Here is a 26,665-nt window from a genome sequence, read left to right on the forward strand (position 1 = left end):
GTCACACCCGTTCCCATACCGAACACGGAAGTTAAGCTCTTCAGCGCCGATGGTAATTGGGGGCTTCCCCCTGTGAGAGTAGGACGTTGCCAGGCTGTTACAAACTTTTTTGTGGATTACTAAATGATTATTCCACAGTAGCTCAGTGGTAGAGCTATCGGCTGTTAACCGATCGGTCGCAGGTTCGAGTCCTGCCTGTGGAGCCATGCTTCCATAGCTCAGCAGGTAGAGTGCTTCCATGGTAAGGAAGAGGTCACCGGTTCGAGCCCGGTTGGAAGCTCCATTACTGGCCCGTTGGTCAAGCGGTTAAGACACCGCCCTTTCACGGCGGTAACACGGGTTCGAATCCCGTACGGGTCACCAATTATTCGGAGGATTAGCTCAGCTGGGAGAGCACCTGCCTTACAAGCAGGGGGTCGGCGGTTCGATCCCGTCATCCTCCACCATTTTATATAGTGCCGGTTTAGCTCAATTGGTAGAGCAAGGAGCATTGCTTCTTCGATTGTGCTACGACTTGTCTCGACGCAGATGACTACGGAGCAAATGCTTGTAGAGGAAGAGACAACGGTATTGAATTAACTTCATTTTACTTCGCCGGTTTAGCTCAATTGGTAGAGCAACTGACTTGTAATCAGTAGGTTGGGGGTTCAAGTCCTCTAGCCGGCACCATTTTTTGCTTAACAAGGTTTCATTTGTTAAAAAATAAAATAAATCTTTCAAGTAAGAAACCTTTTTTTATGTGGAGGGGTAGCGAAGTGGCTAAACGCGGCGGACTGTAAATCCGCTCCCTCAGGGTTCGGCGGTTCGAATCCGTCCCCCTCCACCATTGATGCGGGTGTAGTTTAATGGTAAAACAAGAGCCTTCCAAGCTCTGGTCGTGAGTTCGATTCTCATCACCCGCTCCACTTACATACGGGGCCTTAGCTCAGCTGGGAGAGCGCCTGCTTTGCACGCAGGAGGTCAGCGGTTCGATCCCGCTAGGCTCCACCATACATAGTGATCGTAAGCTTAAGTCTATTAGTGACTTAAGCTTTTTTGTTTGTATCGATAAATGTCTATTCTCGGAGTTGTCTAATAATTATTCACAAAAGGCTTAGAAAGCGGTTACTTTTTAGCATAACCATACAAAACTTTGTCCAGTTGAACCATCTGAAAAAATAGGGATAAAATAAAGAAGAAGATTGGATGAAAGGGGTACCAAAATGAAAAAAGATGTAACATTAATCGGAGTACCAATGGACTTAGGACAAACACGACGTGGAGTAGATATGGGGCCAAGCGCCATTCGATATGCAGGTATAACAGAACGGCTTGAAAACTTAAATTATAACGTAGTTGATCATGGTGATATTGAAATTGGCCGTCCAGAAAAAATCGGTCAAACGAATGAAGAAAATTTAAAAAATCTAAAAGAAGTCGCCGAAGCAAGCGAAAAATTAGCGGTAACAGTTTCAGAAGTGATTAAAGAAAACCGCTTTCCTTTAATTTTAGGTGGCGACCATAGTATCGCTATTGGAACGTTAGCCGGGGTAGCGAAGCATTATGAAAATTTAGGGGTCATCTGGTATGACGCTCATGGTGATTTAAATACAGCTGAAACCTCTCCAAGCGGTAATATTCATGGGATGCCGTTAGCTGCAAGTCTTGGAATTGGACATGAGGCATTAACTCAAATCGGCGGATATGGGCCGAAAGTAAAGCCAGAAAATATCGTTATTATTGGAGCTCGTTCATTAGATGAAGGTGAACGTGTCCTCATTAAAGAAAAAGGAATAAAAGTTTTTACGATGCATGAAATTGACCGCATGGGAATGACAAAGGTAATGGAAGAGACGATAGAGTATCTTTCCAAAAAAACAGATGGCGTTCACCTTAGCCTTGATCTTGACGGTTTAGACCCTCATGATGCACCGGGCGTTGGCACACCGGTTCTTGGCGGCATTAGCTATAGAGAAAGCCATTTAGCAATGGAAATGTTAGCTGAAGCGAATCTGATCACAAGTGCAGAATTTGTTGAAATTAATCCGATTCTTGATGAACGGAATAAAACAGCAACCACTGCTGTTGCGCTGATTGGGTCTTTGTTTGGAGAGAAATTACTTTAGGAAATGTTCAAAAAGCCCGGGAAACATTGCCTGCGAATTTTTTCGGCGCGTTTAATGATAAAACAGTTACTCAGCCTTATGAGTAACTGTTTTTTAATTTTAATCGATCAAATTCATTTAGCAGTTCATCAATGTGCTGGCTTAATTCTAGCAACTCTTCTGAAATTAACGGCAAATATTGGGACATTTCATTCATTTTTTGCCTTGACATTTCAATTTCATTTAACAATCGATTCCGGTTCATAAACCTACACGCTCCTGGTATAGTATAATTTGATCTAAGTATTCCCGGCATTTTGTTCTATGAAACTTTTATTTGCAAAAATTGTATGAAATTTTTATTTGATGAACAAAAAATGGTAAAATAAAAATTGTTTTTCAGAATGAAACTTTTATGGAACAAAGACGTAATAAAAATGAACCGCAAGATGGTGGTGAACATATGGAAACATTTATTAAAAGTCTTGTATCCCGTGTAAAAGAAGGGGATCATGAGGCTTTTGAAGGGCTTGTCGAGCTGTTTAAAGATAAAATCTATCGGCTTTGTTACCGAATGGTTGGAAATCGCCATGAAGCGGAGGACTTAGCTCAAGAGACGTTCGTTCGAGCCTATACAAAAATCAATCAATACAACGGTGAATATAAATTCTCCACATGGCTATACAGAATTGCGACCAATCTCTGTATTGACCGTTTACGAAAAAAGAAACCCGATTTTTCCCTTGATGCAGAGGTGCCTGGAGCGGACGGGGCAACACTTTATTCTCAGGTGGCAACGGCTGAACCATTGCCGGAAGAGGCAGTGGTGGAAAAGGAAAAGCATGACCAATTGCAGCAGGAAATTATAAAGCTCCCGGAAAAATATAGAACCGCCATTCTTTTGAAATATGTCGAGGATTTGTCGCTCGAAGAAATCGGAAAGATTATGGATCTTCCTGTCCCTACGGTAAAGACCCGGATACACCGAGGCAGGGAAGCGCTGAAAAAGGTATTTAGAATGGTTACAAAATCGAGGTGAAGACGTGTGTCATGTGAAAAAGAAATCTATATGTCATTAATCGATAAAGTGTTGGATCACGAGGCATCCGAAGAAGAACAATATGAACTCAGGCAACATATGAGCCATTGTGATTTTTGCAGGGAACATTTTACGGCCATGACTGAATTGCTCGATGAATTAAGGGAGGCACGGCATGTAACGGCACCGGAAGGATTTACTGAATCTGTAATGAGCCGTTTGCCGCTAAGTGCAACAAAAATCAAAAGAAGACGATGGTTTCAGAAACATCCGGTCTTAACAGCAGCTTCCCTCTTTTTCGTTCTAATGTCTGCCTCTGTTTTGGCGACCTGGAATGAAGGGAACGAATTATCGGTCGAAACAAATTCAAAACATGTAAAAGTGATCCCTTCCTCACACTTAGTGGTTGTTCCAAAAGGCGAGACGGTAAAAGGAGATTTAATTGTTGAAAATGGGGATGTCCGCATTGAAGGAAAAGTGGAAGGCGATGTGGTCGTAATAAAAGGAGAGCGTTACATGGCTTCCGCCGGAGAAGTGACCGGAGATAGCAAAGAAATTCATCAAGTCGTCGATTGGGCCTGGTATAAACTAAAACACCTTTTTATAAGTGAAGATCGGTAAATGCGCCATACCTGATGCGGGATGGCCTTTTTTTGTGTCCAACATTAAATATGCTATAATAAAGCAGTTGCATTTTTATTTCACGTTGAAGTGTAAATGGGCTGCTAGAAGATCACCCGACGTCGCGGCCACTTTTACGCCATAAGTATAAGAAATGTACGGCTTTCGCTAGTAAGGATTTGGCGGGAAGCCAGAATCTAATAATTTCACCCATCGTTTCAAGAATGGGAGGGACGATATGCTATCAATTGGAGATTTTGAATTATTTAATTATATAGGCCCGGTTATTGATATTTTACTTGTGACCTATGTGATTTATAAAATTATCATGTTGATCCGTGGCACGAAAGCAGTTCAATTATTAAAAGGGATTACCGTCATTATTCTTGTATATTTAGTGAGTCAATATTTCGGTCTTAGAACGATCAGCTGGCTCATGGAAAAAGTCATCAACTGGGCGCCGTTAGCGATCATTGTTGTTTTCCAACCGGAAGTAAGACGGGCTTTAGAACAGCTTGGACGGGGCAAATTTTTCTCCAGAACCGGACAGATGGAGGAAAAAGTAGAACAATCCATTACGGCGATTGTGAAGTCGACAAGCTATATGGCGAAACGGCGAATCGGAGCAATCATGTCTATCGAACGGGAAACGGGATTGACGGACTATGTTGAAACCGGAATTCCGATTAACGCCGTTTTAACATCGGAACTACTAAATAATATTTTTGTCCCGAACACGCCGCTTCATGACGGCGCCGTCATTATAAAAAATGACCAGATTCTTGCGGCCAGCTGCTATTTGCCGCTTTCAGAAAGCCCATTTATTTCGAAAGAGCTTGGAACGAGGCATCGGGCCGCCATTGGCATAAGCGAAGTGACCGATTCGATTACTGTCATCGTCTCAGAGGAAACGGGCGGGATATCAGTGACGAAAAACGGAGAGATCTACCGTAACTTAGACGAGGAGTCTTTACGAAACTTATTATCAGCGGAGTTGTTACACGCCAATCGATCAACTTCCTCATCACGCTGGAATTGGAGGGGGAAGAAAAATGGAAAAGCTTCTAAACAATAACTGGTTTGTGAAGATTGTTGCCTTTTTAATTGCTTTACTTATGTATACGATGGTCTCATTCCAATCCCATCAGGAAGAAAACCGATCTCCCTGGTATAAATCATCAGCTGTTCATGAAAAGGTAACAGGGGTTGAAATTAACCCTTACTTTGATCAGAAAAAATATATTTTAACCGATTTACCGCGCTCGGTCGATATCGAGTTAAGCGGGCCATCCAGTTTAATGACAAAGGTGACAAAGATCAATCGCTCATTTGAAGTATATATTGATTTGCGCAAATTAGGTCCGGGCGTGCACAAAGTACCGGTAAAGGTTCGGAATCTGCCTGATGGCCTGTCGGCGAAAGTTAGCCCAAAACAAGTAACAATCACCCTTCATAATAAAGAAACAAAAAGCATGCCAATTAATGTTGACCTGAAAAATTTGAAAAAACTCGGAGAAGGCTATGCAACGGGTGATGTAGAATTCTCGCCAAAGGTGGTTCAAGTCACAGGAATTAAGGAATACGTCGATGATATTTCCTTTATAACGGGCTATGTGGATGTTAGTTCGGCGAAAGATACAATTGAAAAGCAAGTTCCGCTTAGAGCTTACAATTCGCAAGGGGAGTTTTTGGATGTAAATATAGAACCAGGTACTGTTCATGTGAAAGTCCCGATTCACAGGCCTGAAAAAACAGTACCGGTTTCTATTGACGAGACCGGAGAACTTCCTGAAGGGCTTTCCCTTGTCGATATTACGACAAAACCGAAAGAAGTAAAATTGGCAGGGCCGTCAAGCGTACTCGATTCCATTGGCACGTTAAAAGGACTAGCGGTTGACTTAAGCAAAGTAACCAAAGATACAACGCTTTTTATGGATGTTCCGATTCCAGACGGCGTGAAAGAGGTTTCACCAAAAAAAATCGAAATTCATATTGATGTTAAAGAAAATAAAACGGATAAAACAAAAACCATTCATGACATTCCAATCGACATGAATGGTTTGGCAAAAGGTCAGGAGGCAACCATTCTTGATCCGAATAATGCCACAGTAGATATTACGGTCACGGGCAATAAACAAACCGTTGATCAATTAAAGAAATCGGATTTTGGCGCTTTTGTTAATTTAAGCGGACTTGACGCTGGCAAACATAATGTAACCATTCAGCTCGAGAGTCCCGGGGATGTCACGGTCGATCCCGTTGAAACAAAAGCAACAGTCAATATTGAAGAAAAAGCAACAGAAAGCAGTGCGGAAAAAAGCAGTGCAGATGATACGAAGGAGAGAGACTAATGGGAAAATACTTTGGAACCGACGGTGTAAGAGGCATAGCAAATTCCGAACTCACACCCGAGCTAGCATTTAAACTTGGCCGTTTTGGCGGCTACGTTTTAACAAAAGAAACAAAGAAGCCAAAAGTCTTGATTGGCAGGGACACCCGCATTTCCGGCCATATGCTCGAAGGTGCACTGATTGCCGGTTTATTATCCATTGGTGCAGAAGTAATGCGGCTTGGCGTTATCTCAACTCCTGGTGTCGCTTTTTTGACAAAGGCTGTCGGAGCACAGGCAGGGGTAATGATTTCAGCATCTCATAATCCGGTAGCTGATAACGGTATTAAGTTTTTTGGGCATGATGGATTCAAGCTGCTTGATGAGCAAGAAGCAGAAATCGAAGCATTAATAGACAAAGAAACGGATGACCTGCCTCGTCCAATTGGCGCAGAACTTGGTTTTGTCAGCGACTATTTCGAGGGTGGCCAAAAGTACATTCAATATTTAAAGCAAACGGTTCATGGCGATTTTTCGGGCCTTCATATTGCGCTTGATTGTGCAAATGGCGCTACATCTTCACTTGCTCCGCATTTGTTTGCCGATTTAGAAGCCGATCTTTCAACGATGGGGTCAAACCCTAATGGATTAAACATTAATGAAGGGGTAGGATCAACCCATCCTGAAAAGCTTGCAGCATTCGTCCTTGAAAAGGAAGCTGACTTAGGTCTTGCCTTTGATGGTGACGGAGACCGTTTAATTGCCATTGACGAAAAAGGGAACATTGTTGATGGGGATCAAATTATGTTTATCTGCGCAAAATATTTAAAAGAACAGGGCAGATTACATGAAAATACAGTTGTTTCTACGGTGATGAGCAATTTAGGATTTTATAAGGGGTTAGAGGAAAACGGCATTTCCTCTTTACAAACTGCCGTAGGAGACCGCTATGTGATGGAAGAGATGCGAAAAGGAAATTATTCATTAGGCGGCGAGCAATCAGGGCATCTTATTTTTCTTGATTATGCAACGACCGGTGATGGAATGCTTTCAGCCATCCAGCTTGCAAGCATCGTCAAGCAATCGAAGAAGCCATTATCCGAACTTGCTGCAGAAATGAAGAAGTTCCCTCAGCTTTTAGTCAATGTAAAAGTTGAAGATAAATCGAAGCTTGAAGGAAATGAAACCATCAAAGCCGAAATTGAAAAGGTAGAAAATGAAATGCAAGGAAACGGCCGGGTTCTTGTTCGGCCATCAGGCACTGAACCGCTTGTCCGCGTAATGGTTGAAGCGCCGACAAGAGAGCTTTGCCAAAAGTACACCGATCAAATTGCAGAAGTGGTCAAAGCGGAATTAGTATAACTCAAGTGGAATTATGCATAAACGGCTCACAACTGATGTCGTTTATGCATATTTTTTAATAATTGACGATTTGCGAAATTCAGTGTATGATAAAATTCTTGATTTTACTCAAAAATAGAAAGGAGCATAGAGGTTTAACTTACTTTTGACAAGCGCCAGAACTATTTCGAAAGATGAAAGGAAATAGTTGACGAGGAAGAGGTTTATCGAATGTTCGGCGGATGCCTCTCGGTTTGGGTCCAATCGTAAGCTTTTGCGGAAAGCAGGCAAGGCGACTTCCTGTACAAAGGCAAGAGCAGTGACCACACAAATAAAAAAACATAGGTGGGGCAGAGAGCCCCGCTCCTGCCCCCTTTTATGGGAGGATCTTTATTATGTGTGGAATTGTCGGTTATATTGGAAATGAAGATGTAAAGGAAATTTTGCTTCATGGTTTAGAGAAGCTGGAGTATCGCGGCTACGATTCAGCAGGGATCGCTGTTTTAAACGAGAATGGTGTGCATGTTTTTAAAGAAAAAGGGAGAATTGCAGCCCTTCGTGAAAGCGTAGATGCATCCGTGTGTGCGAAAATGGGGATCGGGCATACACGCTGGGCGACGCACGGTGTGCCAAGCAAAGAAAATGCGCACCCGCATCAAAGCGCTTCCGGCCGGTTTACGCTTGTCCATAATGGTGTAATCGAAAACTATGAACAAGTACGAAAACAGTATATTCCTGACGTAACACTTAAAAGTGATACCGATACAGAAGTAGTCGTTCAAATCGTAGAACGCTTTGTCGAAGGCGGAATGGAAGTGGAAGAAGCTTTCCGGCAAACACTTTCTGTTTTAAAAGGTTCATATGCTATAGCATTAATTGATAACCAAAATTCAACAACCATCTATGTTGGGAAAAATAAAAGCCCGCTTCTAGTCGGACTTGGTGAAGGGTTTAACGTCGTTGCCAGTGACGCGATGGCCATGATTCAGTTAACCGACCAATACGTTGAGTTAATGGATAAAGAAGTGGTCATTGTCACTTCAAGCACTTATACGATCAAAAAGCTTGATGGAACAACGGTTTCTCGCGCTCCTTATCAAGCACAGATCGATGCAAGCGACATTGAAAAAGGTACTTATCCGCATTTTATGTTAAAAGAAATTGATGAACAACCGTTTGTCATTCGCAATATTATTAACAAATACAAAAACGAAAATGACGAGCTCGAGCTTGAAGGCAGCATCCGAGAAGCGATGCAGGAGACCGACCGCATTTATATCGTTGCCTGCGGCACTAGCTACCATGCCGGCCTGGTTGGGAAGCAGTTGATCGAAGGAATGGCAAAGATTCCAGTCGAAGTCCATATTGCCAGTGAATTTGGCTATAATATGCCGCTTCTATCAGAAAAACCATTGTTTATCTTTATCTCACAAAGCGGGGAAACTGCCGATAGCCGCGCCGTTCTCGTAAAGGTGAAAGAACTAGGGCATAAGGCGCTTACGATCACGAATGTTGCCGGCTCTACGCTTTCCAGGGAAGCGGATTATACATTATTATTGCATGCAGGGCCAGAGATCGCGGTTGCTTCGACAAAAGCGTATACGGCACAAATCGCCGTTCTTGCCTTGCTGGCTGTCGATACGGCAAAAGCGAAAGGAATCAAGCTTGACTTTAATCCGATTCAAGAGCTGGCTATTGTTGCAAACGCGATGGAAGTGCTTTGCGAGCAAAAAGAACAAATGGAGAAGATTGCACGCGAGTATTTGGCGGTTACCCGCAACTGCTTCTTCATTGGCCGCGCCACCGACTATTTTGTCTGCATGGAAGGTGCATTGAAGCTGAAAGAGATTTCTTACATCCAGGCTGAAGGCTTTGCAGGCGGAGAATTGAAGCACGGAACGATTGCTTTAATTGAGGAAGGCACGCCGATTATCGCACTTGCGACACAAGAACATGTAAATTTAAGCATTCGCGGAAATGTGAAAGAAGTCGTCGCACGCGGCGCCTACCCATGCATCATCAGCATGGACGGATTGCAGGAAGAAGGAGACCGCGTTGTCCTGCCGAAAGTGCACGAATTCCTCACACCGCTCGTATCCGTCATTCCGCTGCAGCTTATCGCCTACTACGCAGCGCTGCACCGCGACTGCGACGTCGACAAGCCACGCAACCTCGCCAAAAGCGTGACAGTCGAATAAGAGTGGGAAGTTGGAAAAAAATAATTGTAAAAACCAATTAAAGTTTACCTAAGAGCCGAGCGAAACGCAGGTATCCACTCCTGTTTTTCCTCGGCTTTTTTCTCTGCTGCCAAAGGGCTGCATGCCCCTAAACCCTTTGATCAATCAAGCTTCCGCCAGTTTTCTCCTGTTTTTATACAAACTTTAATAGCTTCGGAATTGAGGCGAAAAGGACGTAGAAAAGCCGGGTAGTCTTGTGGCTATGGGATTGGAGAAGGAAAGAGGGGAGCGGCATGAGCAGGCTTTTTTGCCGTTTACAGTAAAGAAGAAACAAAAGGGCCTCTTCGCTCTTAGGGCGGGAGGCCATCTGCTTTTATTTGCGATCCAGACTGGAGGTGTCTCTGGCCTTCTCTTGCCTGGGGAAGAAGGTATAAGACAGAGAGATGACACCATCAATAATCAGAATCAGTGACCAAATTCTGCTGATGTTATTGACAGTCGTACTATTGGATGGGAAAATTGGTTGCTTTTCTGAGAACCAACGGCTCAGCACATCCGTCAGGTCCTGTGGACTGCTGATTTGGTCGGAGAGGCCGAACAGAAGAACAAAGACGATATGGGCAATCACATAGACAAGCAAATGTTTAAAGAATTGCTTTCTTTCGTGCTGTGCATGTGCTTTTCCATACAGCTTCTTGACGCCTTCCACATCAGGAACAGGCTGTCCTTTCCAGCTCGCCACTTTTCTCTGGATAAACGAATCGAGCCGTTTGAAATCGCTCTTTCCATATGTGAGTGCATACACAATAAACACAACAATCACAGTTTGGTAACTGGAGAACTTTCCTGTTTTCATATAGTCATAGAGGCCCATGATTGCAATCCATAAATCATTTACAATGAACAGGATGAAAAATGCAATGCTTAAACGCTTTAAGCCGAACCAGTAACGCAGCAGCAAAAAGGTTAAAATGGAAACCCAAAAGATGGATTCGGCAATAATAAGAAATAACCACTTATTTTCTAAGATAAAATCCATTTTTATCATCCCCCTTAATCGCCGGGCAGCATATCCAGCCACTTTAAACCAGCTTCCAAATGAAGAAGCTTTTCCTCAATTTAAATAAAGCATTCCTTTTATTCTCTTTTGTTGGTCGATGTTGAAACGCAGCCCCTGAAGCTGCAAAATTGTCCGAATAATAGATTACTTTTGTCATTTTACTATTTTTTCCATAGCGGAGTACTTGAGCTTTTTGGAGAGCACCTTAAATAAAAGTGTTGAGGCTAACCATCTTCTTTATTTTATTAGAAACCATCAGACAGGGCTGAAGTTATAATTATTATACCATTTAATTTCCAAAAAATATAGGGAATATTGGAAAGGGGGCCCATTTTACCGAGAAAAGCTGATGAATATTCAGACGAAAATCAAAATGGATATAAACCACAAACTTTACTAAACTACTTTAAAATTATAGAAGTTCTGGGATTTATCAATCACATCCTACGATTGTTCTCGAACTTAATATATAAAGAGACCTTTAATTGAAAAAGGATAATGTTTAAAAATAAAGGAATTGTTCTAGCAATCGAAAATAAGTCTATAGCTAAAAATATATACGGGATTGCAAAATAACAGGAACATAGGAGGAATGGGAAATGAAAATCAATAGAATAGACATGTGGGTCTCATCGTAAAGGATCTTCCTGCCGCTAAAGCCTTTTTTCTTGACCTTGGACTTGAAGTGTTAGGGGAAGCAGAAGTGAAAGGAGAGTGGGTGGAACGGATACTCGGACTGAATGATGTTAGAGGGACGGTTGTAATGTTCGGGATGCCAGACGGCCAGGCAACTTTGGAGCTGGTCAAATTCCATACGCATGAAGAAGACATTCAGCAATCTTTTGCAAATACCTTGAGTATCCAGCATATTGCCTTTGCTGTTGAAGATATTGAAGCCATTGTTGCCAAATTGAAAAAGAAAGGCGCAGAACTTTTTGGTGAGATACAAAACTACGAAAATACTTATAAATTATGCTACGTTCGTGGTCCAGAAGGAATTATTTTAGAGCTGGCGGAGAAAATCAAATAACGATTGAAGCGAACTTTGTAAACAAACGGGACGCTATGATGGAGCAAGACAAGCAGGAAATGATCCAACTTTTAAAAAAGCTGAAACTTTGCTCTGTTTGATAAGAATCCATTTTGATCAATCTTTTTTCAAAATGGATTCTTTTTGTTCTGTAGAAGCATACAAGCTATATGAGTGGACCTATACATGAATCTATAAAAAATACCCATTACTATATTTAAATTAAGAATAATGTACGTAGGCTTCTCTTTATTCAACTAACGGCGGCAGATAAGCTCAAGAAGGTATGTTTTAGTAAATAAATGGTTTATAATCAGGTTATCTAAGTTATGAATAAGGATGATTTTTATGATGACCGTAAAGGACTTATTTCAATTGTCCGTTACAAAGAACTTTTCGGTTGTTGCAGGCGAAAATGGACTAAATAAAATCATTTCAAGTGTTGGAATTTTAGACTTTGAATATAGTAACGGTATTGAGCCAGTGAGAGAAACTGCTTTTAGTCCTCATAGTCTTGTACTCAGCAGCTTATTATTTGCTTTCCAAAAACCGGAACTTTTAATCGAGACAATAAGAGAGCTCATTAAGTTAAAGGTGAGTGCCTTAGCCTATAAGCCGGTTATTTTTCGAGAATTGCCGGACGAGGTTCTGCATTTCGCAAATGAGCAAGATTTTCCGATATTACGTTTCGGTGGAGACGAATATTTTGAGGAAATTATTTTTGAAGTGATGAATTCAATTAAAAGCAGGGAAAATGACCTCTTTTTGCAAAATATGATGCGATGCTTGATCGAAGACGAAGTATCAGAGCTACAACTACAGTCCTTTTTACAACAGATGAATAAACCATTTGAGAAATACGTGTTTGCCGCCAATATTCGAATGATGCAATCAGAGAACCCTCAATGGATAGACCCCTTTCTTCAATTCCAGTCATTTTTGAAGTCAGGCATCGTCTGCACTTATAAAAACAGTATTCTGATCATATTGACTGACAAATCTGAGCGGCTCCAATTTGCCAAACTACTAAACGAATGGATGAACCTATATGGAATTCCAACCGATGAACTGACAATTGGCTATGGTCAAGTCCACCAGACACATACGGAACTTCATCTAGCTGTCAGAGAAGCGTATTATGCCCGGATAATGGCCAACATTGAAACAAAGCCTGTTTGTCACTACGCGGATCTGGCATCAGAACGTCTGCTTATAGAGCTCTACCGAAAGGATGCACAATTCGCGAGCAGGTATGTGAAAGAATACTTGGGACCTCTTCTAACTGAAAAAATAGATAAGGATTTGCTACAAACCGCAGTTACATTTGTGTTAAAGAAAGGCAATGTGAAGGAAGTAGCGGACGCACATTATTGTCATCCCAATACTATCCGCTATCGCATGGCGAAAATACGTCAATTAATAGAGCCTTTTGGTAACGAGTTTGTTTTTTATGAGAATCTATCCACGGCGGTAAAATTGTACTTACTTTATAAATTGATCGAGCAAACCTCTTTGGAATGAATACAAAAATAAGCTGAAAATTTTAGAATCACTATCAAATTATTGTTTTTTCTCTTGTGGTATTCTTGGTTTTAGTCAAGGAGGGAAAGAGATGAAACAATATATAGGTGATGGAATGTTGTTGGTGACAGCGATTATTTGGGGAAGCGGATTTGTTGTAACTGATATTGCATTGCAATATTTAACCCCCTATCAGGTAATGGCGGGAAGGTTTGTACTGGCTACACTTTTACTTACAATGCTATTTGGATTCAAACTCAAAACCCTTACCAAATCCGTTGTGTGGAAAGGAGCCATACTTGGCACGTTTTTATTTCTGGGTTTCGTTTTACAAACGGTTGGCTTGCAATATACCACACCTTCTAAGAATGCATTTTTAACTGCCGTCAATGTGGTGATTGTACCGATTATTGCTTACCTGCTGTATAAGCGAAGAATTGATCGATTTGAAATGGCCGGTTCCGTCATTGCCCTGGCAGGAATTGGCTTGTTATCCATTGAGAGTTCCATGACTGTAAACATAGGTGATCTATTATCGCTTGCGTGTGCAGTAGCTTTTGCCTTCGATATTTTTTATACAAATCGTTTTGCAAAAAAGGAAGACCCTATATCACTGACTATCGTACAATTCATAACGGCTTCTCTTTTAAGTGTAGTGGCTGTCCTGATTAAAGGAGATATACCAACATCATTGGCAAGTGAAGGAGTTTATTCGATTTTGTATTTAGCCGTCTTTTCAACGACGATTGCCTATCTTTTTCAAAATAAAGCTCATCAATATACTACAGCTACAAAAGCAGCCATTATTTTATCTACGGAATCTTTTTTCGGGATGCTGTTATCTGTTTTATTTTTACACGAAGTATTGACCGGACGTATGGTTACGGGGGCGGTATTCATTATGATCGCTATCTTGATTGCTGAACTGAAGCCATCCTTCAAGAAAAACCAACCTGTTAAAAATGTACGTGAGAGCAGTTAATTATAGCAATCGGCTCGTAAGTAACCCTTCATTTTGATCCTTACCTGTGCACATAGTGAAGGGTTACTCAAACAAACAGGTGCATTAGTTTAAGAAAAAAGTAATAATAAAAGATAAGGGATGACACGAATTACACATTTTGTATTCTCACAATTTGGCATTTGATTGAACTGCTTTAAGCAATCGAAATAATTGTGTTGTAGTAGACCTTAAATTGTTATATGTTACCATTGGATCCATCGCTTCTTCCAGTGCCATGGGACGATTGGCAATCGAAAAAAAGGAAGTAATGCCGAGTTCATTTAGTCTATCAGCTTCTTCAGTTATACAGCCCGCCAGTCCAATGACTGGAATTTTATGCTTATGGGCAAGTTTGGCTACGCCAAGAGGGGCTTTTCCCATGGATGTTTGGCCGTCCAGCTTTCCTTCCCCCGTAATTACTAAATCGGCCCCGTGCATCCTTCTTTCCATCCCGATTATTTCTAATACTAATTCAATCCCTGACTGGAGCCTGGCATCTAACAATCCAGCAAACGCAGCTCCAAGCCCGCCGGCAGCTCCTGCACCATCGATGTTATGAATATCTTTCCCCAGCTCCTTGCGAACAATCCGGGAAAAGGTTTCAAGCCCTTTATCTAGCTCTTTTATCATCTCTGGGGTCGCTCCTTTTTGCGGGGCGAAAATATAAGCCGCGCCGTTTGGGCCATAAAGGGGGTTGTTAACATCACAAGCTACTTTAAATGTGCAAGCTTCCAACTCAGGGATTACGTGGCTTGTATCAATTTTTCGAATATTTCGCAGACCTTGTCCTCCCGGGGAGACTTCTTCATTGAGCTGAGTTAAGAAGCTAAAGCCCAGCGCTTGTAGCATCCCCACACCTGCATCATTTGTCGCGCTACCGCCGAGTCCGATGACAAATTCCCGGCAACCTTTATTTATCGCATCCCTAATCAGTTCACCTACACCATATGTAGTTGTAATCAATGGATTGCGCTTGTTCAAAGGAACAAGAGGTAAACCACATGCAGCTGCTGCTTCAATAACCGCCGTTTTTTTATCTCCTAGAATACCGTATACAGCATCCACTTTTTCATTTAATGGTCCAGTTACTTCTTTATGGATAAACTGCCCTTCAGTCGCCTGGACGAGCGCTTCCACAGTACCTTCCCCGCCATCCGCTAAAGGGAGAGCCACAATCTCGGCTTCATGATCAACATCCCTTATTCCTGAAGAAATAGCTTCACTAGCATCTATAGAAGAAATACTTCCTTTAAATGAATCTATTGCTATTAAAACCTTCATAAGTATCCCTCCTTTAATCCCCACATTTCTGCACTCCATTAACAAATATTTAAGATTCCACAGGGCTTTTTAATTTCCACCCGTCGATTTCAAAGCCGCCCATTTTTTCTAAAACGTATTGTGTCAATTGTGTAAAGCTGTCCATCATCTCTATTTTTTCATCTGCTCCTAATAGCCTAATAAACATGTTGCTAAATGCGGCGTCCGGGAAACTTCCTTTAAGATATTTTTTCTTAAACATCGGATCCGTTAAATAGGAATAGATTTGATGATGGGGAATGCGCTCTAATCCTAAATAAGAGCAATATTGATCAAATAGATGGGCAAGGGAATTATAGTATACGAAATGAAAATCCGCCCTTTGTTGGTCATAACAATCTTTTAGATTATCCCAATTGTCCCAGATTCCATATTTTATCACTTCTAGAGCCGATCGATTAAGGGTGCCATATTGTTTGTCCATCCATTCTTGCGCTTCTATTTTAAGCTGCTTGACAACATCAGACTTATCAAATACTACTTTCCCACTAATAAACTGAACCATAGACATCGTCCTGCGGTTGGTATAATCATCCTGAAAATAGTTTCGGATTTGCCGTGGCGGATTTGCAAAATATTCAATAAGGAGACCATCAATGATCTTATTTCCTCTTTCTCTCCAGTCTACATCGTCTGATAAAATGATATGTACGTCTAAGTCTGATTGTTTAGAGGGATTGCCTGTCACGTAACTTCCGCATACGAGCGCAGCCGTTACATCGCTTCTATTTCGCCACTCATTGATAAATTTAAGAAGAACCATTTCCCATTTTTCCAACTTAAACACCTTCCTGCATCCGATTAGTTATAAAAAGAATATCATATAAACGGATCCATATTCCGAATTTTTGCAAAAAGTGCTCCTGGTTATTTAACGGCTGGTAGTTGCCGAATAACGGTGTATGTTAAAATAAGCTCATTAAACATCCAGAAAAATAAATGAATAGGAGGGAATGATTTGTTCACGATGTCTACTTTGAGTACATTTGTGCTTATCGTATTAGGGCTATTTTTAATCCCGGGCCCGGCTGTGCTTCTAACCGTCACTCGTACTGTTCAGAGCGGGCGCAAAGCGGGCGTCATGGCAAGCCTTGGAATCGCGACCGGAGATTTCATTCATACCTTATTTGCAGCAGTGGGGCTTTCTGCCATTTTGATGACTTCCGCGCTCGCTTTCAATGTTGTCAAGTTTGCAGGGGCAGCCTACTTGCTTTATTTAGGAATTCGCGCTCTTTTGGAAAAGCCGAAAACCCCCGAGCTGCCAGAGGTTGCTTCGGTGACAAATGTAAGCTCTTATGGCCAGGCGATTTTAGTTGAAGTTTTAAACCCGAAAACTGCTCTTTTCTTTCTATCGTTTTTGCCGCAGTTCGTACATCCGGAAGAAGGGTCATCCTTTTTTCAATTTCTGGTCCTTGGCTTAATTTTTGCGGTGCTTGGCGCGTTCTACACAACGATGATTGCAATGAGCGTACGCTTGCTCGGGCGGCTTATCAAGCGGATTTCCTGGCTTGGCAAGTGGGGCGGCAAGATTGTAGGGGCGATCTATATTGGATTAGGATTGAAAGTGGCCATTCAGAGCCGATGAAGGGTTTGTACAAAAGTAACGAGCGATGAAAAGGGGATTAACTTTAAAGAAAATTTGCAAAAGATTATAAAACCCTGCTATTAATTAACAGGGTTTTGCCGCTTAGTTAATAAATCTTCAATGGCTTCATCCAGGAGCTTTGATATTGGTACTTTAGTTTGTTCTGATAGTTCCTTTAAAGCCATATATAATTCCGTTTTTATTGCATTTGAAAGAGGGGTTCTTGTTTTCAATCCTCTTGATGGCTTCATTGTAATCACCTCGTTTTAATTATATCTTTAATACAAACTACTTGCAACTACAAGTAGTTTAGGCGTAATTAAAAATAGGGAGGTGAATTTTTTGATACTTGCCAAAAAGGTTAGATTGAAGCCAACTTTCGAACAAGAAAAACAGTTATGGAAATCAGTTGGAACAGCCAGATGGGTATATAACTGGGCTCTTTTTAAACAAGAAGAAAATTATAAGCATGGCGGTACATTTATTTCTGACGGAGATTTAAGAAAAGAGTTGACACGATTAAAGAAACAGCAAGATTTTTCTTGGCTGAACGATGTTTCCAATAATGTTGCAAAGCAAGCGGTTAAAGATGCTTGTAATGCGTATAAGAAGTTCTTTAAGGGATTGGCTGATCAACCACGCTTTAAAAACAAAAAGAAATCAAAACCATCTTTTTACAATGATAACGTAAAGCTTAAAGTAAAGAAAGATTCAGTTTTGATTGAAAAAGTGGGTTGGATTCAAACATCTGAACAAGTACCTATAGGCGTAAAATACAAAAATCCTCGAATCAGTTTTGACGGGAAGTATTGGTACTTATCAGTAGGGATTGAACAAAAAAATCCAAAACAAGAACTAACAAACAAAACTATAGGAATAGATGTTGGAGTAAAAGAACTAGCGATATGTTCAAATGGAAGAAGATTTAAAAACATTAACAAAACAAAAACAGTCAAAAAGGCAGAGAAACACCTTCGTCGGTTGCAGCCTAGGGTTTCTCGTAAATATGAAATGAATAAGGAAGGAAACCGTTTCGTCAAAACAAGCAACATTATAAAACTCGAAAAGAAAATTCGTTTAGTGCAACGAAAGCTTACAAACATCCGTAATAATCACATTCACCAGGTGACATGCGCTATCGTGAAAACCAAACCAGGCGCACTAGTCGTGGAAACATTGAATGTGAAAGGGTTGATGAAAAATAAGCATTTAGCAAAAGCGATCGGGAAACAAAAGTTATATGACTTCAAAGTTAAACTACAGTACAAGTGCGAGAAGTATGGAATAACGTTTGTCGAAGTGGATAAATGGTATCCATCATCAAAAATGTGTTCTAGTTGTGGGTCGATTAAGAAAGACTTAAAACTTTCTGATCGAGTTTACACGTGCACTTGTGGTTTAGAAATGGATCGGGATATAAATGCTGCCATCAATCTTGCAAACTATGGAAAATTAGTAGTCTAGTCATCTGCAAGACACTACTAATATGTACGATTCGTTGTATCCGAATTTACGCCCTCGGAGTATCATACCAAATGAGAGTAGCTTCGGCAAAATCAGACACGATGAACAGGGAAGCAAACAAAGCTTTATAGAGTTTTATAAGGTTTTGGCAACGGAAAGTGGCTATGAAGACAATGGTAGATTTTTTTACTCGAAAGAAAATAGAATCGGGCATTTCTTTAAACGAAATTCAATTACAAGCAGTGAGACATACGGAAGGGCCGCTGCTTTTACTGGCGTCGCCAGGATCGGGAAAAACGACGACCATCATGATGAGGATCGGTTATTTGATCGAAGAAACGGGCATCGATCCTGCAAAAATCAAGGCGGTGACTTTTAGCCGGGCATCAGCCAATGATATGAAGGAACGCTTCAAACGTTTATTTCCGGACCTTCCTCCGGTTGATTTTTCAACGATTCATAGTTTTGCATTTGAAGTTGTACGGGATTTTTTTCGGAAGAGGGGAACGCCTTATCAGATTATTGAGGGGAACATCGGCTTCGAAGGGAAAGAAGCATTTGATCCGAATCATCCGCCGCTCCATAAAAAGATCATCTTGAGAAATATGTTCCAATCGATGGTCGGGGAAAACATAACCGAAGATCAAATGGAGGAGCTCTTAACCTATATTAGTTTTATTAAAAACAAGATGATCCCGAAAGGCGAATGGCCATCAGTTAAAGTGAATGTTCCGAAAGCCGAGCAGATCTTAAGAGAGTATGAGGCATTCAAGAAATCCGGTACGAACAAGTTGCTGCTTGATTATGATGATATGCTGGAGGTTGCTGAACAGGCATTAAAACAGGACAAGGAGCTTCTTCGAAAGTATCAGGACCGTTACGATTATGTGCTCACGGACGAAAGCCAGGATACGTCATTGGTGCAACATGCCATCATCGAAAAGCTTGTTCAAAACCACGGGAATCTTTGCGTAGTCGGAGACGATGACCAATCCATTTATAGCTGGCGGGGAGCGGAGCCGACCTATTTATTAAACTTTAAAAACGTATACCCAAAAGCGGACATATTGTTCATGGAGCAAAACTATCGGTCGTCAAGGGATATCGTGGATGTCGCCAATCAATTCATCAAACGAAATAAAAATCGGTACGACAAGAACATGTTTACAAAAAATTCCCCGTATCAGCCGATCGAAACTAAAAGATTTGCCGAGTATAACGATCAGACAACATATCTTGTCCAAGAAATAAAAAAGGTCGAAAATCTCTCTGAAGTGGCCGTTTTGTATCGGAATAACTCCTCTTCCATTGCTTTAATTAATGCGTTTGATCGTGCAGGAATTCCGTTCTATATAAAGGATAGTGACAATCGCTTCTTTTCGCACTGGGTCGTTGAAGATGTTTTGAACTTCATGCGAATGAGTTATACAGATAGGCGGCCAGGTATTCTGGAGAAAATCCATTTGAAGTTCAATGGGTACATTAGTAAAAAACAGATGGCGCAAGTAATGGGAATAAATAATAACGAATCTGTTTTCGATAATTTGCTTAACTATGTCCAGTTGCAAGACTATCAAGTAAAGCAGTTGAAAGAGAGCAAGGAAACGTTTCGGAAAATGAGAGGGAAAGAGCCGCAAGATGCAATCCGCATTATTCGAAAGCGGTTAGGCTATGAAAAGGCGCTTCAGAAAATGTGTGACCGCCTCGGGTTCCGCAAAGAATACGTATTTGGCATCTTGAACACATTAGAAGAGATTGCGGTCGGACTAAAGACGATGGAGGAGTTTGCAGGGCGGCTTAAACATCTCGAGTCCGTTTTAAAGACATCTAAATTCAAAAAAGGGCAAAATGCCGTGACGCTCTCTACTTTTCATAGTGCAAAGGGGCTGGAGTTTGAACGGGTATATATGATTGATCTAATCGATGGCGTTATTCCTTCAGCTGATGACTGCCTCTCCGCGGATGACAATGCCCTTGAAGAAGCCGCCCGCTTATTTTACGTGGGAATGACACGGGCGAAAAGGCATCTGGAACTTCTCCATTATAAGAAAAAAGATGGCGAGAGAGTTAAGCCATCTCCGTTTGTTTCACATGTTCAACGGATAATGAATCCGAAGGCGGACAGCAATGATCGAAACAGGAAAGTAGTGAAAGCGGGAAGCACATTCATTCCGTACAACCCGAATGCGCTCAAGGATCCGGGGCAATTGGCGGCTGGAAAGATCATTCAACACCGGGTCTTTGGGCATGGAGAAATTATACGATTGGATGAGGAATTTATTGAAATACATTTTCAGAAAGAAGTTAAAAAGCTCGCAATAAAAACGTGCATTGAAATGGGACTGCTAGAGCTAAGTGAAAGTAGGGAAAAAGATGAATTGGATCGAACAGATTAAAAATTATTCAGCCTTTAATGAACAAGAACAAAAAGATAAAGAAATTATGCTGAAATGTCTGGACCAGTTTGATGATGTTCTCACGAGAAATAACGACATCGTGCATATCACAAGTTCGGCGTTTGTCGTCAATAAAAATAGAGATAAAGTGTTGATGGTTCATCACAATATTTATAACTCGTGGTCCTGGACAGGCGGTCATGCAGACGGGGATGGAGATTTATTGCATGTCGCCATAAAAGAAGTAAAAGAAGAGACAGGAGTAGAAACAATTCGTCCAGTGACTGATGACATCTTTTCTTTAGATATTTTGCCTGTCGTAGGGCATGAAAAAAGAGGGAAGTATGTAGCGCCACATTTGCATCTTTCCGTTGCCTACTTACTAGAGGGCGACGAGAATGAACAGCTTGCCATCAAGCCCGATGAGAACAGCGGCGTCCAATGGATTCCGTTTGAAGAAATCGACGCGTATTCAAATGAACCTCATATGAAGGCGGTTTATAAAAAAATCATAGCTAAAATTAATGCGTTATCGATATAGTCTGCCTGTGAATATTCGATAAGGAGTGCCGCCACATGAGGATCGAGCTGGCATGTGGCGGTACTCCTTTTCAGAGTTTACAATATCTCTTCAAGTTCGTAGATCATGCTTTGAACTCCCGGACTTAAATTTTCGAGATTAACTACATCTTCAGCGGCTGCCCGGCCTTCAGATGACTGGAATGCTTTTTTGCAATCATTATTAGAGCCATTACGCGATAACTTAAATTCCTCTCACGCTTTGTATGGGGCGGTCTCTTTAAAAAATCGCCCGGGTAAGCTTTTCTAATCATTGGCTTTGCCCCTTATTTTGCAATAAAAAATAAGGAGCTGGCTGAAATGGGACACTACGGATTGCTTTTCGGTCTCATGCAAAGTCCTTGATCGCTCCATTGAGAAATTGGCATTTTTTAGTTGATCGGCTGATAAATTGATAAAAGTAGCTGATAAGTAAGCGAAAGCGGCTGATAAATTGTCAAAAGTGGCTGATATCGACATAAAGCGGCTGATATCTGGTAAATGGCTATCAGTGCTTTTTATAATGACGAGTTTGTTTCTTAATTGTTCGCTGCATAACGATCATTCATTAACTATGTATAAAATAGTTTTTATTTTCCGTATTGACAATTATTCAAACGTATTATAATATTCTGAATAAATATCGTAAAGGCGATGATGAGGGAAAGTAGGATCGGGTATTTTTTTAAAGAGAGCTTCGGGAGCTGAAAAGAAGCAAAAAATCCGGATTTGAACAATGGCCTCTGAGCTTCGTGCTGAACGTGCCTGAAGCAAGGCATAAGTAGGTTCCGACGAGATTTGGTACTCGTTAACCATACCATCGTATAAGAGCCAGGTATACCATGGCTATACAGCGCTTTGCTCCGTACGAATTAAGGCTGCTTATGTGAATAAGCAGTGAATGAAGGTGGTACCACGGGATTCATACCTCGTCCTTTTCGTAATGATTAGGGCGGGGTTTTTAATTTACTCTTAAAACTATGCTAAGCGAGAAGAGGAAAACGAAGGCTTCGGCAATTAAGTTTGGCGGCAAGCCCATTTTCCTAACGTAAAGGAAGTAAAGGAGGAAAGGGATATGAGTCAAGCATTAGTATTGCAATCGGATTTTGGTATTAGCGATGGGGCGGTCAGTGCCATGTACGGGGTTGCCCATTTAGTCAATCCTGATATTCGCGTTTTTGACTTAACGCATGACATTCCCCCATATAATATTTGGGAAGGATCGTACCGTCTGTTGCAGACGATGAACTATTGGCCGAAGGGAACCGTCTTCGTTTCCGTCGTTGATCCTGGAGTGGGTTCATCACGCCGAAGCATTGGTGTGAGAACAGCTTCAGGCCATTTTGTTATAACGCCGGATAACGGCACGCTTACCCACATTTCACATGCCATTGGAATTGAGGAAGTGCGGATCATCGATGAAACGATCAATCGCCTTCCGTACTCGAATGAATCGTACACATTCCACGGGCGCGACATTTATGCGTATACCGGGGCGAGGCTTGCGTCAAACGTTATCTCATTTGAAGAGGTCGGGACGGGTGTGCCTGTCTCATCGATTGTGGCATTGCCGCTTTTTGAAGCTTTTGTTAAAGAGGATGAGATAACAGGAGCGATCGATATTTTGGATGTACGCTTCGGAAATCTCTGGACGAACATTCATCGTTCGCTCATCGAACAATTAGGCATCAACTATGGCGATAAAATAGAAGTGGTTATCACAAACGATGCGCACAAGCGCAAAGTTTACAATAACATCATGTTGTTTGGGCGGTCATTTGCCGATACGAGAGAGGGCGAACCGCTCGTGTTCATCAATTCATTGGATAACGTTGGAGTCGCCATCAATCAAGGATCATTTGCAAGAGCGTACAACATTGGCACAGGCACGGATTGGCGCCTTTCCATCCGTAAGGCACCGCGATGATGAAAAATGGGGGTTAAGTAAATGGGTAAAAACCAACTTTCAACGAAAACGATAGTAGCGATTGGAATCGGAGCAGCTGTATTCGTCATTTTAGGGCGGTTTGTCTCCATTCCAACAGGGATTCCAAACACGACGGTGGAAACAGCGTATGCGTTTTTGGCGCTTATGGCGCTGTTATTTGGGCCAATTGTAGGAGGTTTGATTGGCCTTATCGGACACGCATTGAAGGATGCTATCTTCTATGGCACACCGTGGTGGAGCTGGGTGATCGTTTCGGCATTGGTCGGATTCTTGTTCGGCCTTGCGTCCAGGAAAATCAACCTTGATGAAGGACAGTTCGGTGCGAAGCAAATGGTTTCTTTTAATATCATTCAGGTGATTGCGCAGGCGATTGGCTGGTTTTTCATCGCTCCGATGCTCGATATTCTCATTTATGCGGAGCCGGCGAATAAAGTGTTTGTACAGGGGATCGTTGCCGGAGTGTCAAATATGGTCACGGTCGGAGTGCTGGGTACGCTTCTTGTGGCAGCTTATGCAAAAACGCGCACTAAAAGCGGCAGTTTGCGAGTTGAAAAATAAACCGGAGGCCAATGCCTTCGGTTTTTAAAGTCGATTCAAGGCTGTAAACAGTAAAAGATTAGTTACGTTCAAGACAGGAGATGAATATGAAAAAGCCCATTATTGCGTTTAACGATTTTAGCTTCAAATATCGGAGTCAACAAGAGCCAACGCTTTACAATATTGATTTAACGATCTATGAAGGCGAGAAAGTGTTGATTGTCGGGCCGTCGGGGTCCGGGAAAAGCACCCTTGCCCATTGCATGAATGGACTCATTCCTTTTTCGTACAAAGGAGAGATCACGGGTAGCCTGCAAATGATGGGGAAAGAAACGAAGGACCAGTCGATTTTTCAATTGTCTAAAATGGTCGGCACGGTGTTGCAAGATCCGGATGGGCAATTTATCGGGCTTACAGTCGGGGAAGACATTGCATTTGCATTAGAAAACGACTGCATTCCGCAGGATGAAATGACGGGCCGGGTTACCGCCGTTTCGAACATGGTTGGCATGAATGATTACCTTCATTCGTCGCTTCACCAATTATCAGGCGGGCAAAAGCAACGTGTTGCACTTGCAGGTGTTATGGTCGATAACGTAAACATTCTTCTTTTTGATGAGCCGTTAGCGAATCTCGATCCGGCAACCGGAAAAGAAGCAATCGCTCTTATCGATCGGATACAAAAAGAAACGAATACGACGGTAGTCATCGTCGAGCATCGACTGGAAGATGTGCTCTATCGTGATGTCGACCGCATTATTGTCATGAACAAGGGACGGATTGTGAGCGATTTGCATCCGGATGAGCTTCTTGCCACAAACGTATTAGAAGAGTGCGGTATCCGTGAACCGCTCTATTTAAAGGCGATTAAATATTCAGGTTCAGCCATCACGCCGGACATGCTTCCCAGCCATATCGAAAGCGTGAACCTGGACAACTGCAAGGATAACTTGCTCCACTGGCTTGAAAAAAAGGATGGCCTATCAGAGCCGAAATATAAAGCCGAACCCGTTCTCCAGCTTGAATCGATTTCGTTCCACTATGACTCTGGCAAAGAAATCTTAAAGGACATTTCGTTTACGATCCACAAAGGCGAGATGGTCAGCATCGTCGGGGCAAACGGCGCCGGCAAGTCGACGTTGACGAAAGTGATTTGCGGGTTTGAAGCGCCAACGCGGGGGAAGCTTTACTATAACGGCAAGGACATGACAAATGACACGATTAAGGAACGCTCGCTAAAAATTGGCCTCGTTATGCAAAATCCGAACCAAATGATATCGAAAACGTTTGTTTATGATGAAGTCGCATTTGGCCTTGTCATTCGTGGCGTGCCTGAGGCGGAAATTCGTGAGCGAGTCGAAGAAACATTGAAAATTTGCGGCCTGTATCCTTTTCGCAATTGGCCGATATCAGCGCTAAGCTTCGGGCAGAAAAAGCGGGTCACGATTGCGTCTATCTTAGTGCTGCAGCCGGAAGTGATTATCCTTGATGAGCCGACGGCCGGTCAGGATTTCCGCCATTACAAAGAGATTATGGAGTTTTTAGTCGAGTTAAATGAAAGAGGGGTCACAATACTGATGATCACGCATGATATGCATCTCATGCTGGAATACACCCCGCGTGCGATTGTTATCGCCAATGGAAGAAAGCTAGCGGACAAATCGGCAGCTGACGTATTGACGGATCGCAACATTATTAGGGAAGCCAATTTAAAAGAAACGTCCCTTTTAGATCTTGCCGAACGGTTGCAGCTCCCCGAACCAGGTGAATTTGTCCGTCATTTTATTCACGTTGATAAAGGGGGAAACGGAATTGGCAGTAAATATGTTAGCGTTCGTTGACCGGTCATCGCCGATTCACCGGCTGAGCGGGGCAACGAAATTCCTTTGTTTTATCATGTGGTCGCTTGCAGGAATGTTAACATATGATACGCGTGTCTTGTTGTTTATGCTCGTCGCAAGCCTTATCATCTTTACCGTTTCAAAAATAAAAGTGAAGGAAGTGTCATTTGTTTTACTCTTTATCTTCCTTTTTTTGCTTCTGAACGACATCGCGATCTTTATTTTTTCCCCTTTAGAAGGGGTGAAGATTTACGGAACGAAACATGTGTTGTTTCACATTGCGGGGCAATATGATGTAACTGTTGAACAATTGTTTTATGAGCTGAATATTACATTGAAATATTTTTCTATTATTCCTGCCGCACTTCTATTCATTAAAACGACGAACCCGAGTGAATTCGCATCGTCCTTGAACCGGATCGGCGTCAGTTATCGGGTGGCGTTTGCGGTCGCTATTGCCCTCAGGTATATTCCGGATATCCAGCGCGACTTTCAGACGATTGCCCACGCCCAGCAAGCGCGGGGAATAGACATGTCCCGGAAAGAAACGATTTTCAAACGGGCAAAAAACGCGCTGGCGATTGTCTTACCATTGATTTTCTCCAGCCTTGAACGGATTGAAACGATCAGCAATGTGATGGACCTTCGCGGCTTCGGAAAGCACAAAAAACGCACATGGTATAGCGCCCGTCCGTTTAAAAAAAGCGATTATATTGCGCTTATTACTGTAGTTGCCTTATTTACTGTCTCCATGCTTGTGACCTTTTACGATGGTAGCCGGTTTTACAATCCCTTTGTTTAGCCCGCGGTG

Annotated in this window: 23 protein-coding genes, 8 tRNA genes, 1 rRNA gene and 1 other annotated feature; of the genes, 27 read left to right on the forward strand and 5 right to left on the reverse strand. The window is 42.0% G+C overall.

Annotation, left to right across the window (positions count from 1 at the left end; all coding sequences use genetic code 11):
- The 10 genes from rrf to rocF form a co-directional block, all read left to right on the forward strand.
- A 5S ribosomal RNA gene (gene rrf / locus H538_RS25140) occupies nt 1-95 on the forward strand; the annotation flags it as partial.
- A 36-nt stretch (nt 96-131) separates the two neighbouring features.
- Nucleotides 132-206, forward strand: a tRNA-Asn gene (locus H538_RS0114535).
- A 1-nt stretch (nt 207) separates the two neighbouring features.
- Nucleotides 208-283: transfer RNA gene (locus H538_RS0114540), tRNA-Thr, on the forward strand.
- Nucleotides 284-288: 5 nt separating this feature from the next.
- A tRNA-Glu gene (locus tag H538_RS0114545) sits at nt 289-363 on the forward strand.
- Between the two features lie 7 nt (nt 364-370).
- Nucleotides 371-446: transfer RNA gene (locus tag H538_RS0114550), tRNA-Val, on the forward strand.
- A 147-nt stretch (nt 447-593) separates the two neighbouring features.
- Nucleotides 594-669 (forward strand) — tRNA-Thr (locus tag H538_RS0114555).
- Nucleotides 670-741: 72 nt separating this feature from the next.
- Nucleotides 742-826: transfer RNA gene (locus tag H538_RS0114560), tRNA-Tyr, on the forward strand.
- Nucleotides 827-831: 5 nt separating this feature from the next.
- A tRNA-Gly gene (locus H538_RS0114565) sits at nt 832-905 on the forward strand.
- 9 nt (nt 906-914) lie between these two features.
- Nucleotides 915-990 (forward strand) — tRNA-Ala (locus tag H538_RS0114570).
- Between the two features lie 212 nt (nt 991-1,202).
- The gene (gene rocF / locus H538_RS0114575; RefSeq protein WP_026678231.1) at nt 1,203-2,105 is read left to right on the forward strand and encodes an arginase; all 903 of its coding nucleotides are present in this window, start codon (nt 1,203-1,205) and stop codon (nt 2,103-2,105) included.
- A gap of 76 nt (nt 2,106-2,181) precedes the next feature.
- Here rocF and H538_RS25620 read toward each other — a convergent pair whose 3' ends face one another.
- Nucleotides 2,182-2,349, reverse strand: a complete 168-nt coding sequence (locus tag H538_RS25620; RefSeq protein ID WP_161627205.1) for an aspartyl-phosphate phosphatase Spo0E family protein — start codon at nt 2,347-2,349, stop codon at nt 2,182-2,184.
- A 198-nt stretch (nt 2,350-2,547) separates the two neighbouring features.
- On the opposite strand from H538_RS25620, the gene sigW reads away from it, so the two are divergent.
- The 6 genes from sigW to glmS all read left to right on the forward strand — a co-directional run bounded on the left by sigW (nt 2,548) and on the right by glmS (nt 9,612).
- Nucleotides 2,548-3,123: an RNA polymerase sigma factor SigW gene (gene sigW / locus H538_RS0114585; protein WP_026678232.1), complete on the forward strand. Its 576-nt coding sequence runs from the start codon at nt 2,548-2,550 to the stop codon at nt 3,121-3,123.
- Nucleotides 3,124-3,129: 6 nt separating this feature from the next.
- The gene (locus H538_RS0114590) at nt 3,130-3,744 is read left to right on the forward strand and encodes an anti-sigma factor (protein ID WP_026678233.1); all 615 of its coding nucleotides are present in this window, start codon (nt 3,130-3,132) and stop codon (nt 3,742-3,744) included.
- Nucleotides 3,745-3,982: 238 nt separating this feature from the next.
- A complete protein-coding gene (gene cdaA / locus H538_RS0114595; RefSeq protein ID WP_026678234.1) occupies nt 3,983-4,819 on the forward strand; it encodes a diadenylate cyclase CdaA in 837 nt (278 codons plus the stop codon).
- Nucleotides 4,797-6,095, forward strand: coding sequence for a CdaR family protein (locus H538_RS0114600; protein ID WP_026678235.1), 1,299 nt, complete (start codon nt 4,797-4,799; stop codon nt 6,093-6,095). Before cdaA ends, H538_RS0114600 begins: the two co-directional genes overlap by 23 nt.
- A complete protein-coding gene (glmM, locus tag H538_RS0114605) occupies nt 6,095-7,435 on the forward strand; it encodes a phosphoglucosamine mutase (RefSeq protein ID WP_026678236.1) in 1,341 nt (446 codons plus the stop codon). Before H538_RS0114600 ends, glmM begins: the two co-directional genes overlap by 1 nt.
- A gap of 374 nt (nt 7,436-7,809) precedes the next feature.
- Nucleotides 7,810-9,612 (forward strand): glutamine--fructose-6-phosphate transaminase (isomerizing), encoded by a 1,803-nt coding sequence (gene glmS / locus H538_RS0114610; protein WP_026678237.1) that lies wholly within the window; start codon nt 7,810-7,812, stop codon nt 9,610-9,612.
- A gap of 352 nt (nt 9,613-9,964) precedes the next feature.
- Here glmS and H538_RS0114615 read toward each other — a convergent pair whose 3' ends face one another.
- A complete protein-coding gene (locus H538_RS0114615) occupies nt 9,965-10,630 on the reverse strand; it encodes a hypothetical protein (protein WP_026678238.1) in 666 nt (221 codons plus the stop codon).
- A 643-nt stretch (nt 10,631-11,273) separates the two neighbouring features.
- On the opposite strand from H538_RS0114615, the gene H538_RS0114620 reads away from it, so the two are divergent.
- The 3 genes from H538_RS0114620 to H538_RS0114630 all read left to right on the forward strand — a co-directional run bounded on the left by H538_RS0114620 (nt 11,274) and on the right by H538_RS0114630 (nt 14,184).
- Nucleotides 11,274-11,681: a VOC family protein gene (locus H538_RS0114620; protein WP_026678239.1), complete on the forward strand. Its 408-nt coding sequence runs from the start codon at nt 11,274-11,276 to the stop codon at nt 11,679-11,681.
- A 348-nt stretch (nt 11,682-12,029) separates the two neighbouring features.
- On the forward strand, nt 12,030-13,202 hold the full coding sequence (locus H538_RS0114625) for a PucR family transcriptional regulator (protein WP_245595246.1): 1,173 nt from the start codon (nt 12,030-12,032) through the stop codon (nt 13,200-13,202).
- Nucleotides 13,203-13,293: 91 nt separating this feature from the next.
- Nucleotides 13,294-14,184, forward strand: coding sequence for a DMT family transporter (locus H538_RS0114630; protein WP_026678241.1), 891 nt, complete (start codon nt 13,294-13,296; stop codon nt 14,182-14,184).
- 147 nt (nt 14,185-14,331) lie between these two features.
- Here the strand turns inward: H538_RS0114630 and H538_RS0114635 are convergent, their stop codons facing one another.
- Both H538_RS0114635 and H538_RS0114640 read right to left on the reverse strand, forming a co-directional pair.
- Nucleotides 14,332-15,486: a glycerate kinase gene (locus H538_RS0114635; RefSeq protein WP_026678242.1), complete on the reverse strand. Its 1,155-nt coding sequence runs from the start codon at nt 15,484-15,486 to the stop codon at nt 14,332-14,334.
- A 49-nt stretch (nt 15,487-15,535) separates the two neighbouring features.
- Entirely contained in the window at nt 15,536-16,312 is a 777-nt protein-coding gene (locus H538_RS0114640; RefSeq protein WP_407636398.1) for a nucleotidyltransferase domain-containing protein, read from the reverse strand.
- A gap of 180 nt (nt 16,313-16,492) precedes the next feature.
- Here H538_RS0114640 and H538_RS0114645 point away from each other — a divergent pair, with 180 nt between their 5' ends.
- Entirely contained in the window at nt 16,493-17,110 is a 618-nt protein-coding gene (locus H538_RS0114645) for a LysE family translocator (protein WP_407636399.1), read from the forward strand.
- A gap of 80 nt (nt 17,111-17,190) precedes the next feature.
- Here the strand turns inward: H538_RS0114645 and H538_RS25630 are convergent, their stop codons facing one another.
- The gene (locus H538_RS25630; RefSeq protein ID WP_081412676.1) at nt 17,191-17,361 is read right to left on the reverse strand and encodes a ribbon-helix-helix domain-containing protein; all 171 of its coding nucleotides are present in this window, start codon (nt 17,359-17,361) and stop codon (nt 17,191-17,193) included.
- 91 nt (nt 17,362-17,452) lie between these two features.
- Here H538_RS25630 and H538_RS0114655 point away from each other — a divergent pair, with 91 nt between their 5' ends.
- From H538_RS0114655 to H538_RS0114690, 7 genes are all read left to right on the forward strand, one after another.
- Nucleotides 17,453-18,574, forward strand: a complete 1,122-nt coding sequence (locus H538_RS0114655) for an RNA-guided endonuclease InsQ/TnpB family protein (protein WP_026678245.1) — start codon at nt 17,453-17,455, stop codon at nt 18,572-18,574.
- Between the two features lie 164 nt (nt 18,575-18,738).
- Nucleotides 18,739-20,970, forward strand: a complete 2,232-nt coding sequence (locus tag H538_RS0114660; protein ID WP_026678246.1) for an ATP-dependent helicase — start codon at nt 18,739-18,741, stop codon at nt 20,968-20,970.
- Nucleotides 20,948-21,511: an NUDIX hydrolase gene (locus H538_RS0114665; RefSeq protein ID WP_026678247.1), complete on the forward strand. Its 564-nt coding sequence runs from the start codon at nt 20,948-20,950 to the stop codon at nt 21,509-21,511. The genes H538_RS0114660 and H538_RS0114665 overlap by 23 nt, the downstream gene beginning before the upstream one ends.
- 662 nt (nt 21,512-22,173) lie before the next feature.
- Nucleotides 22,174-22,468: a binding site (T-box leader), on the forward strand.
- A gap of 135 nt (nt 22,469-22,603) precedes the next feature.
- Nucleotides 22,604-23,455, forward strand: a complete 852-nt coding sequence (locus H538_RS0114675) for an SAM hydrolase/SAM-dependent halogenase family protein (RefSeq protein WP_026678248.1) — start codon at nt 22,604-22,606, stop codon at nt 23,453-23,455.
- A gap of 21 nt (nt 23,456-23,476) precedes the next feature.
- Nucleotides 23,477-24,034 (forward strand): ECF-type riboflavin transporter substrate-binding protein, encoded by a 558-nt coding sequence (locus tag H538_RS0114680; RefSeq protein WP_026678249.1) that lies wholly within the window; start codon nt 23,477-23,479, stop codon nt 24,032-24,034.
- An 86-nt stretch (nt 24,035-24,120) separates the two neighbouring features.
- Nucleotides 24,121-25,854, forward strand: a complete 1,734-nt coding sequence (locus H538_RS0114685) for an ABC transporter ATP-binding protein (protein WP_026678250.1) — start codon at nt 24,121-24,123, stop codon at nt 25,852-25,854.
- A complete protein-coding gene (locus tag H538_RS0114690) occupies nt 25,826-26,656 on the forward strand; it encodes an energy-coupling factor transporter transmembrane component T family protein (RefSeq protein ID WP_026678251.1) in 831 nt (276 codons plus the stop codon). The genes H538_RS0114685 and H538_RS0114690 overlap by 29 nt, the downstream gene beginning before the upstream one ends.
- The last annotated feature ends 9 nt before the right edge of the window (nt 26,657-26,665 follow it).

Source organism: Fictibacillus gelatini DSM 15865, from assembly GCF_000430745.1.
Classification (GTDB): Bacteria; Bacillota; Bacilli; order Bacillales; family Fictibacillaceae; genus Fictibacillus_A; species Fictibacillus_A gelatini.

Excerpts from the sequence above, each read along its gene's own strand:
- glmS (WP_026678237.1), top strand. The coding sequence starts at position 7,810 with ATGTGTGGAATTGTCGGTTATATTGGAAATGAAGATGTAAAGGAAATT.
- H538_RS0114660 (WP_026678246.1), top strand. The coding sequence starts at position 18,739 with ATGAAGACAATGGTAGATTTTTTTACTCGAAAGAAAATAGAATCGGGC.
- H538_RS0114665 (WP_026678247.1), top strand. The coding sequence starts at position 20,948 with ATGAATTGGATCGAACAGATTAAAAATTATTCAGCCTTTAATGAACAA.
- H538_RS0114600 (WP_026678235.1), top strand. The coding sequence starts at position 4,797 with ATGGAAAAGCTTCTAAACAATAACTGGTTTGTGAAGATTGTTGCCTTT.
- H538_RS25630 (WP_081412676.1), bottom strand. The coding sequence starts at position 17,361 with ATGAAGCCATCAAGAGGATTGAAAACAAGAACCCCTCTTTCAAATGCA.
- H538_RS0114625 (WP_245595246.1), top strand. The coding sequence starts at position 12,030 with ATGATGACCGTAAAGGACTTATTTCAATTGTCCGTTACAAAGAACTTT.
- glmM (WP_026678236.1), top strand. The coding sequence starts at position 6,095 with ATGGGAAAATACTTTGGAACCGACGGTGTAAGAGGCATAGCAAATTCC.
- H538_RS0114630 (WP_026678241.1), top strand. The coding sequence starts at position 13,294 with ATGAAACAATATATAGGTGATGGAATGTTGTTGGTGACAGCGATTATT.
- H538_RS0114645 (WP_407636399.1), top strand. The coding sequence starts at position 16,493 with ATGTCTACTTTGAGTACATTTGTGCTTATCGTATTAGGGCTATTTTTA.
- H538_RS25620 (WP_161627205.1), bottom strand. The coding sequence starts at position 2,349 with ATGAACCGGAATCGATTGTTAAATGAAATTGAAATGTCAAGGCAAAAA.
- H538_RS0114635 (WP_026678242.1), bottom strand. The coding sequence starts at position 15,486 with ATGAAGGTTTTAATAGCAATAGATTCATTTAAAGGAAGTATTTCTTCT.
- cdaA (WP_026678234.1), top strand. The coding sequence starts at position 3,983 with ATGCTATCAATTGGAGATTTTGAATTATTTAATTATATAGGCCCGGTT.
- rocF (WP_026678231.1), top strand. The coding sequence starts at position 1,203 with ATGAAAAAAGATGTAACATTAATCGGAGTACCAATGGACTTAGGACAA.
- sigW (WP_026678232.1), top strand. The coding sequence starts at position 2,548 with ATGGAAACATTTATTAAAAGTCTTGTATCCCGTGTAAAAGAAGGGGAT.
- H538_RS0114615 (WP_026678238.1), bottom strand. The coding sequence starts at position 10,630 with ATGGATTTTATCTTAGAAAATAAGTGGTTATTTCTTATTATTGCCGAA.
- H538_RS0114680 (WP_026678249.1), top strand. The coding sequence starts at position 23,477 with ATGGGTAAAAACCAACTTTCAACGAAAACGATAGTAGCGATTGGAATC.
- H538_RS0114675 (WP_026678248.1), top strand. The coding sequence starts at position 22,604 with ATGAGTCAAGCATTAGTATTGCAATCGGATTTTGGTATTAGCGATGGG.
- H538_RS0114685 (WP_026678250.1), top strand. The coding sequence starts at position 24,121 with ATGAAAAAGCCCATTATTGCGTTTAACGATTTTAGCTTCAAATATCGG.